This is a genomic window from Borrelia persica No12 (genome assembly GCF_000500045.1).
GTDB lineage: Bacteria > Spirochaetota > Spirochaetia > Borreliales > Borreliaceae > Borrelia > Borrelia persica.
Map to the genome: position 1 here is coordinate 1 of NZ_AYOT01000049.1, position 782 is coordinate 782.

Genomic DNA, 782 nt, shown 5'->3' on the forward strand with positions numbered 1-782 from the left:
ATGCGAAAATAATGAATTTGAAATAAGTGAAGTTAAAATAGAGAGAGTACCCGGGTATCATTTTATAGCAACCTCAAATTTTGAAGTGCTATATGATTCACTTGATCTAAAAAAACGAGGCAAAAGATATCGAGTAACATCAAAACGTATATTTAATCGTAAATAAGTTGTATAATATATAACTTGTAAACTGATATTGCGTGCTGTGTTTCAAAAAAAGACAGATAAGTGGGGTTTTATTCCTTATCTGTCTTTTTTTTATTGATTGGAGACAATTTATTTGACGTTTATTTAACGTAAATTATAACAAAAATAGTTAACAAAAACTAGAGTTTAAGATAAAAATGATGGGAGTAAAAAAAGGAGAGGGTTAAAGCCCTCTGAGTCGGTTAAAGTAATTTATATAATATATTGTGTCGATATATTAAAGAATCTATATGTGTATTATAACAAAAATAGTTAACAAAAACTAGAATATTGAATTGTTAATCCAAGAAAAAATGACTTAAGAATGTACTTAAGTCATAATTCAAAACAATATAACAAAAAACAACAAAAAAAATTCAAATTTAATACTATTATACTTAATATAACTTAATTTAGCAAAAAAATAGATATTATTTCAAACTATTTTTAATATCCTTATAAGCTTGTATTTTACTAGCTGAAGATAAGCCATAAACATTGTCAATCTCAGAAGTAGATGCGTATTTCATTAATTCTTTGATCTCGAATGAGTTGTATCCTTTGGATTTAAGAGAAGCAATAAATATATTTCGGCA

Annotated in this window: 1 protein-coding gene and 1 pseudogene; one reads left to right on the forward strand and one right to left on the reverse strand. The window is 25.3% G+C overall.

All coding sequences use genetic code 11. From position 1 onward, the window contains the following. Window positions 1-166: DUF261 family protein (locus U881_RS11765; protein ID WP_038363141.1), on the forward strand; the 166-nt coding region annotated here is incomplete at its 5' end. Between the two features lie 451 nt (window positions 167-617). Here the strand turns inward: U881_RS11765 and U881_RS11770 are convergent. Then, window positions 618-782 (reverse strand): annotated as a pseudogene (locus U881_RS11770) (site-specific integrase); the annotation flags it as partial.